The sequence below is a fragment of the Nocardiopsis listeri genome (assembly GCF_020741345.1).
Classification (GTDB): Bacteria; Actinomycetota; Actinomycetes; order Streptosporangiales; family Streptosporangiaceae; genus Nocardiopsis; species Nocardiopsis listeri_A.
In genome coordinates this window covers 1-6825 of record NZ_DYZD01000243.1, presented here as the reverse complement: position 1 = coordinate 6825, position 6825 = coordinate 1, and the positions used below count along the sequence as shown (strand labels likewise).

The following is a 6825-nucleotide window of genomic DNA, read 5'->3' as shown; positions in this document are numbered from 1 at the left end:
CTGGACGCTGCGCGCACGTTGTCGGGGGACGACGCCCTGCGGTGGCAGAGCGGACACACCCTGATGACCGACCTCGGGCTGACACGGCGTCCCGGCGATCCGTTCCTGGTGTTCGACTCCGACCAGTGCGGTTTCCTGGAGCGCTACACCGTCGTCGATCCCACGCTCGCGCCCGAGGGTGAGGACCTGGTCCAGGCGCAGCTTCCGGTCCGCCCGGGTGAGAGCCGCGCGGACACCAACGCCCGGTTGGAGGTTCTGCTCGACGCCGCGCTGCCCGAGTGGCGGGAGAGGTCGACCTGGCGGCGCGACCAGGTGGCGCGGGGGCGCACCGGAGCGCTGGACCTGCCGGGCACCACCTGGCGGGACCGTCCCGCCATCGACCGCGGCGAGGGCGTGTACCTGGCCGGGGACCAGGTGGCCGCACCGGGCATGCTGGGCGAGGTGGCGGTGACCAGCGCCGTACGGGCCGCGGAGCTGGCCACCGCCCGGCACTCGCGGACCGCCACCGACTCCCGATGAGCCCGGACCGCGTCCGGTCAGCCCCGGGCCGGGACGTGGGAGACGGCCTCCACGTTGTTGCCGTCGGGGTCACGGACGAAGGCACCGTAGTAGTGCTCGTGGTACTCGGGCCACTCCTTCGGCTCGTGCAGGACCTGCGCCCCGACCTCGACGGCGGCCGCGAAGAAGGCGTCGACTCCTGCCCGGTCGGCCGCGGTGAACGCGATGTGCGACTCCCGCGCGGGGCCGCCCGTCTCGCTGGGCGAGATCCAGAACGCGGGGTGATCGGAGCCGTAACCGATGACCTCCCCGAACTGGAGCATGCGGCGGTGTCCCAGTGGCGCGAGGACGGAGTCGTAGAAGGACGCGGCGGCGGTCGGGTCGGCGACCTGGATTCCAAGGTGATCCAACATGCTCCGAGTGTGACACCCGCCACCGACGTTTCCCGGCACGGGGAGAGCCTCCGGAGCATGTCGGCCTCGATCCATCGGACCGGACCCGCCCTGTGGAAACCCACCGGTAACCCGACGTGGCTCCGAATACCCGCACCCAGCGGTTTTTCGGGAGGGTGAGGGACTCTTCGAGTCCGACCTCCCCTTTCCGGTGGAACTCGTCCCGTAATGACTCCTGGCGAGTGGGCCACGGCGCGAACACATCGGTGGGACATCCACGACCGGGTGATCCGGCGACCGGGGTCAGGCGACCCAGCGGTAGAGGTGTTCGGGGCGGCCGGCGGAACCGTAGCGCATGCGCAGTTCGGCGCGGCCATCGGCGCACAGGTGCTCAAGGTAGCGACGAGCCGTCACCCGGGACACCCCGGAGCGCTCGGCCACCTCCACGGCGGACAGCTCCCCCTCGGTCTCGCGCAGCACCCCCGCGACCAGATCGACGGTGGCCGCGGTGAGCCCCTTGGGCAGGGAACGGGCCGCGGGCGGACGCAACAGCCCGATCAACCGGTCCACGTCCTGTTGGGTGGCCTCTCCTTGGGCCTGCATCCGCCGCCTGGCCACCGCGAACCGTTCGAGCTGGTCGCGCAGGGCGCTGAGGGGGAAGGGCTTGAGCAGGTAGTGGACGGCGCCGCCGTGCAGGGCGGAGCGGACCTGGGCGATGTCCCGAACGGCCGTGATCATCAGGAAGTCGGGCTGGGGCGTGCCCGGTTCGGTGGCCGAACGCAGTGCGCGCATGACCGATATCCCCGAGGCGTCGGGCAGGTGCAGGTCCAACAGGACCAGGTCGGGCCGGTGTCCGCGTACCTGGGCCAGGGCGGCGGCGGCGGTGTGCGCCACCCCCACCACGGTGAACTCGGACACCGACTCCACCAACTCCTGGTGGTTGCGGGCCACACGCACGTCGTCGTCGACGATCAGGACGCGGATCACCCGGCCACCTCCGCCGGTGCCACGGCCGGCAGGCACGCGGTGAAGACCGCGCCCTCCTCCGCGTCGGGCGCCTCCATCTCGATGCTTCCCCCTTTGCTCTCACAGACCTGCTTGACCAGGGCCAGGCCCAAGCCCCTGCTGCCACCGTCCCGGGACGCCTTGGTGGTGAACCCGAACCGGAAGATCTCCTCGGCGACGTCGTCGGAGACCCCGTGCCCGGAGTCGGTCACCCGGATCTCCAGAAGGTCGTGCGGCAGGTCCGTGTCGGCGGACCGGTGCATGCGCACCAGGAGTTCGACCCAATCGCCGGGGCCTACGGCGTCCAGGGCATTGTCCACCAGGTTGCCGAGGACGAGGAGCGCGTCGGATCGCAACTCTCCCCGCAAACGCTCGGGCACGTTGGTCATCGGGGACAGCCGCAGGTCCACCCCCAGCTCGGAGGCCTGCGCCGACTTGGCCAGGGTGAGGGCGGCCAACGCGGTGTCGCGCACGTGTTCGGCGATGCCGCTCGTGGTGCGGGTGTGGGTGGCGGCGAGGTCGGCCAGGTAGGCGCGGGCCTCTTCGTGGTCGCCGAGTTCCAGCATGCCCGCGATGGTGTGCACCCGGTTGGCGAACTCGTGGGTCTGGGCGCGCAGCCCCCGGGTGACGGTGCGGGCTCCGTCGAGTTCTCCGGTGAGCCGGTTCACCTCGGTGCGGTCCCGGAGGGTGACCACCGCGCCGGCCTCGGCGCCGCGAATCCGTACGGGCATGCGGTTGGCGACCAGGACCCGGTCCCCGGACAGCAGGATGAGATCCTCACCGGGGTCGACGCCGGAGACGATGTCACGGGCCCGTTCGGGCAGGTCGAGTTCGTTCAGGTGCCGCCCCTCGGTGCCTTCGGGCAGGTCGAGCATGGCCCGGGCCGGCGGGTTCACCAGGACCACCCTGTCGTTCGTGTCGACGGCGAGCACTCCCTCGCGCACGGCGTGCAGGAGGGCCTCTCTGCTTTCGAACAGCGCGGTGATGTCCGCGGGTTCGAGCCCGTGCGTCTTGGCGCGCAGCCGTCGGGACAGCGCCCAGGAGCCGACCACGCCCACCCCGAGGACGAGCACGGTGACCGCGAGGATCCCGGGGATCGCGGCACGGGCGTCGCCGGCGGCGCTGGAGGTGAGGATGCCCAGCGACACGTAGCCGATGACCTCGCCCCGCGCGTCACCGCCGCTGACCGATCCCCCCTCCGAGAACACGGGCACCTTGGCACGAACCGTGTGGCCCTGGGTTCCCTCCTGGACCCCGGTCCATTCCACGCCTTCCGCGACGGGACCGGGCGGGGTGGAGACCGTCCGCCCTATGAGGTCCTTGTCCGGATGCGTGTAGCGGGTTCCGTCGGGCGTGGCGATGACCAGGAAGTCCGCACCGGTGGCCGAGGCGACCCGGTCGGCCAGGGGGTCCAGCTCGGCGCTGGGGTCGGGTGCCTGGATCCCGTCGACCACGGCGGGCATCACCGCGACGGAGCGGGCCACGGTGAGGACCCGCTCCGCGTACTGGCGATCGGTCTCCCGATCGAAGTGGAGCGCCCAGAGGACACCGATCCCACCGAGCGCCACCGCCAACAGACACACGTAGCCGATGAACAGTGAGCCGGTGAGCGTGAACCGGCCCTGGGCGGGCGATAGGGACATGGGAACTCCAGTGGCCGGGGAGTGCGGGTGGTCCGGCCGGTGAAGGCGCAGGTGGTGAGGGAGCGCCTGCCACGAACAATACGACCAATATGACTCCAATTTTAACAAAACCCTCACCCGCGCGTGGGCCGGGTCACACTGTGCCCTGGATCTCCCCTGCGTCTGCGCACCGGGGGACGTGCACAGACGATCGAGGAAGGAGAGGACCCATGCGCAACAGTGGCCTGGTGCTCCGCCTGGTGGGTGGGCTGTGCGCCCTCCTGCTGGTCGGGACGGCGCTGTACGACGTTCGCCAGAGCGCGGCCTCCGGTGCCGGCGCCCAGGAGAAACTCCTGCTCATCGCGCCGGCCGGGCCCGGCGGCGGCTGGGACACCCTGGCCCGCGAGATGCAGAACGGCCTGCGCGAGGAGGATCTGCGGTTCAACGTCGAGGTCCGCAACGCCGAGGGCGCGGGCGGCACCATCGGTCTGGCCCAGACCGCGGGCCGTGAGGGTCAGGACAACGTGTTGACCATGACGGGTCTGGGAATGGTGGGAGCGGTGGAGACCACCGGGTCGCCGTACACGATGGCCGACTCGACCCCCATCGCCCGGCTGGCCTCGGAATACCTCGCGATCGTCGTCCCGCAGGACTCCCCCTACGAGACCCTCGACGACCTCGCCGAGGACTGGCGAGAACAGTCATCGACCCTGCCCGTGGCGGGCGGTTCCATGGGCGGCGTGGACCAGATCTTCGCGGCCCAGGTCGCCCAGAGCATGGACATCTCCCCCGGTGAGATCAACTATCTGCCCTACTCGGGCGGTGGCGAGACCCTCACCTCGTTGCTGTCGGGCACCTCTCAGGTCGGATTCGGCACCCTGGGCGACTTCAGCGACCAGATCGCCGAGGACGGTCCGCTGCGCGCACTGGCGGTCTCCTCCCCCGAACGCCTCGACGGGGTGGACATCCCCACCATGATCGAGCTCGGCTACGACCTGGACATGTCGAACTGGCGCGGGGTCATCGCCCCGCCCGGGCTGCCCGAAGAGGAGGCCGACGCGCTGGAGGCGCTGGTTCAGGACATGGTGACCTCGGATGCCTGGGCCGACACCCTGGAGCGCAACCGCTGGACCGACACCTACCAGGGCCGCGCCGAGTTCGAGGAGTACCTCGACGAGGAGATCGCCCTGACCCAGGAGACCGTGGAGGAGCTGGGGCTGTGAGCACCAACGGAACAGACGAGGAGAGGACGGCGGGCACCGACCCGTCGGAGACCACCGACGTCGGGGGCCGGCCCGCGACCACCGAAGCCGTCGAGCCCTCGGAGGGCGCGACGAACACCGCGAGCACCGCCGCGCAATCGGTTCCGGACCCCGAGACCACCCCGTGGAGGGGACCGGCGGCGTGGGTCGTCCCCGCGCTGGCCGCGGTCCTGGGTCTGGTGGCCGTATGGGGCGCGGTCACCATCGAGACCCCGCCCAACGCCACCCGTCCCGGCCCGGGCGCCTTCCCGGGCGCGGTGGGCGCGCTGTTGCTGCTCACCGCCGTGTGCATGAGCGTGGTGAACCTGCGCAACCTGGGCGGTGGGAAGGGTTCTTCCCCGTTGGCCTGGTTCGAGAGCCGACCGGTCCTGCTGGTCCTCGCCGGTCTGGTGGTGCACACCGCCCTGCTGGAGTTCGTGGGCTGGCTGATCGCCGGCGCCCTGTTGTTCTGGGTCGTGGCCTACGCGTTCGGCGCCCGCGCGTACCTGCGTGACGTGATCGTGGCGCTGTCGATGTCGGCCGCCGTGCAGGTCGGTTTCTCGCTCGGGCTCGGGCTCAACCTGCCGGGCGGCTTCCTGGAATTGGTGCTGTGATGGACACTCTGATCAACCTGATGGACGGGTTGGCCGCGGCGCTGACCCCGCAGAACCTCATGTGGGCCTTCCTCGGCGTGCTGTTGGGCACCGCCGTGGGCGTCCTGCCGGGCATGGGCTCGGCGATGGCGGTGGCCCTGCTGCTGCCGGTGACCTTCCGGCTGGACCCGACCAGCGCGTTCATCCTGTTCGCGGGTGTGTACTACGGCGGCATGTTCGGTGGCGCCACCACGTCGATCCTGCTGAACACGCCCGGACAGGCGTCGTCGATCGCCACCACCTACGAGGGCCACAAGATGGCGCTCAACGGAAGGGCGGCGCAGGCACTGGGCACCGCGGTGATCGGATCGTTCGTGGCGAGCGTCATCGGCACGCTCGTGGTGGCGTTGTTCGCCCCGGTCATGGTGGCGTTCGCGCTCAACTTCGGCCCCGGCGAGTACTTCGCCCTGACCGTGTTCTCGTTCGTGGCGGTGGCCGCGGTGGTGTCGGGTTCGGTGCTGCGCGGCGTGACGTCGCTGCTCATCGGTCTGGCCATCGGCCTGGTGGGCATCGACGCACAGAGCGGCGCCGCCCGGTTCGACTTCGGTTCCTCCAGTCTGATGGACGGTATCGACATCGTCATCGTGACCGTGGGTCTGCTGGCCCTGGGCGAGGTGCTGTACATCGCGGCGCGCGGCAGGTCCGCGCCGAACTTCGCGGCGATCCGTACCGGGCGTCCGTGGCTGGGCCGCAAGGACCTGCGACGTTCCTGGAAACCGTGGCTGCGCGGCACCGCGCTGGGCAGCGCCTTCGGGCCGATCCCCGGCAGCGGCGCGGAGATCCCCACGTTCCTTTCGCTGGGGCTGGAGCGCAGGCTCGCCGCTCGTCGTGCTCGCCGCACGGGTGAGGAGGACGAGTTCGGGCAGGGCGCCATCGAGGGTGTGGCCGGCCCGGAGTCGGCCAACAACTCCAGCGCCGCGGGCACCATGGTGCCCCTGCTCGGGTTGGGTCTGCCCACGTCGGCGACGGCCGCGATCATGTTGGCGGCGTTCCAGCAGTACGGGTTGCAGCCGGGCCCGGTGCTCTTCGAGCGCAACGCCGACCTGGTGTGGACGCTGCTGGCGTCGCTGCTCATCGGCAGCGTCCTGCTGTTGGTGATCAATCTGCCGTTCGCTCCGCTGTGGGCCCGCCTGCTGAAGCTGCCCAAGCCCTACCTGTACGCGGGGATCACGCTGTTCTCGGTGCTGGCGGTGTACGCGATCAACACCTCGGTGACGCACCTGGTGATGTTGTTGGCGGTCGCGGTGCTGGGTCTGGTGATGCGGACGTTCGGGGTCCCGGTGGCGCCGGCGCTCATCGGTGTGGTGCTGGGGCCGATCGCGGAGACGGAGTTCCGTCGGGCCTTGGCCGCTTCCTCGGGCGACCCGTCGATCCTGGTGAGCAGTGGCATCTCGGTCGGCTTGTACGCGCTGGT

Annotated in this window: 6 protein-coding genes and 1 pseudogene; 4 read left to right on the top strand and 3 right to left on the bottom strand. The window is 70.6% G+C overall.

Translation table 11 applies throughout. The features are described 5' to 3' along the window. Positions 1-519 (top strand): annotated as a pseudogene (locus K8V84_RS12935) (FAD-dependent oxidoreductase); the annotation flags it as partial. Between the two features lie 17 nt (positions 520-536). On the opposite strand, the gene K8V84_RS12930 reads toward K8V84_RS12935, so the two are convergent. The 3 genes from K8V84_RS12930 to K8V84_RS12920 form a co-directional block, all read right to left on the bottom strand. Continuing rightward, a complete protein-coding gene (locus tag K8V84_RS12930; RefSeq protein WP_304074472.1) occupies positions 537-911 on the bottom strand; it encodes a VOC family protein in 375 nt (124 codons plus the stop codon). Positions 912-1193: 282 nt separating this feature from the next. Next, positions 1194-1877 (bottom strand): response regulator, encoded by a 684-nt coding sequence (locus tag K8V84_RS12925; protein ID WP_304074470.1) that lies wholly within the window; start codon positions 1875-1877, stop codon positions 1194-1196. Then, the gene (locus K8V84_RS12920; RefSeq protein ID WP_304074469.1) at positions 1874-3538 is read right to left on the bottom strand and encodes a sensor histidine kinase; all 1665 of its coding nucleotides are present in this window, start codon (positions 3536-3538) and stop codon (positions 1874-1876) included. The genes K8V84_RS12925 and K8V84_RS12920 overlap by 4 nt, the downstream gene beginning before the upstream one ends. A 209-nt stretch (positions 3539-3747) precedes the next feature. Here K8V84_RS12920 and K8V84_RS12915 point away from each other — a divergent pair, with 209 nt between their 5' ends. From K8V84_RS12915 to K8V84_RS12905, 3 genes are all read left to right on the top strand, one after another. Beyond that, positions 3748-4740, top strand: coding sequence for a tripartite tricarboxylate transporter substrate binding protein (locus tag K8V84_RS12915; protein WP_304074467.1), 993 nt, complete (start codon positions 3748-3750; stop codon positions 4738-4740). Further along, a complete protein-coding gene (locus K8V84_RS12910; RefSeq protein WP_304074465.1) occupies positions 4737-5372 on the top strand; it encodes a tripartite tricarboxylate transporter TctB family protein in 636 nt (211 codons plus the stop codon). Before K8V84_RS12915 ends, K8V84_RS12910 begins: the two co-directional genes overlap by 4 nt. Then, positions 5372-6825, top strand: a 1454-nt coding sequence (locus K8V84_RS12905; RefSeq protein WP_304074463.1) for a tripartite tricarboxylate transporter permease, incomplete at its 3' end; no start/stop codon positions are given. The genes K8V84_RS12910 and K8V84_RS12905, both read left to right, overlap by 1 nt.

Bases quoted from the DNA above. Each gene is read 5' to 3' on its own strand.
- K8V84_RS12915 (WP_304074467.1), top strand. From the start codon at position 3,748: ATGCGCAACAGTGGCCTGGTGCTCCGCCTGGTGGGTGGGCTGTGCGCC.
- K8V84_RS12920 (WP_304074469.1), bottom strand. From the start codon at position 3,538: ATGTCCCTATCGCCCGCCCAGGGCCGGTTCACGCTCACCGGCTCACTG.
- K8V84_RS12930 (WP_304074472.1), bottom strand. From the start codon at position 911: ATGTTGGATCACCTTGGAATCCAGGTCGCCGACCCGACCGCCGCCGCG.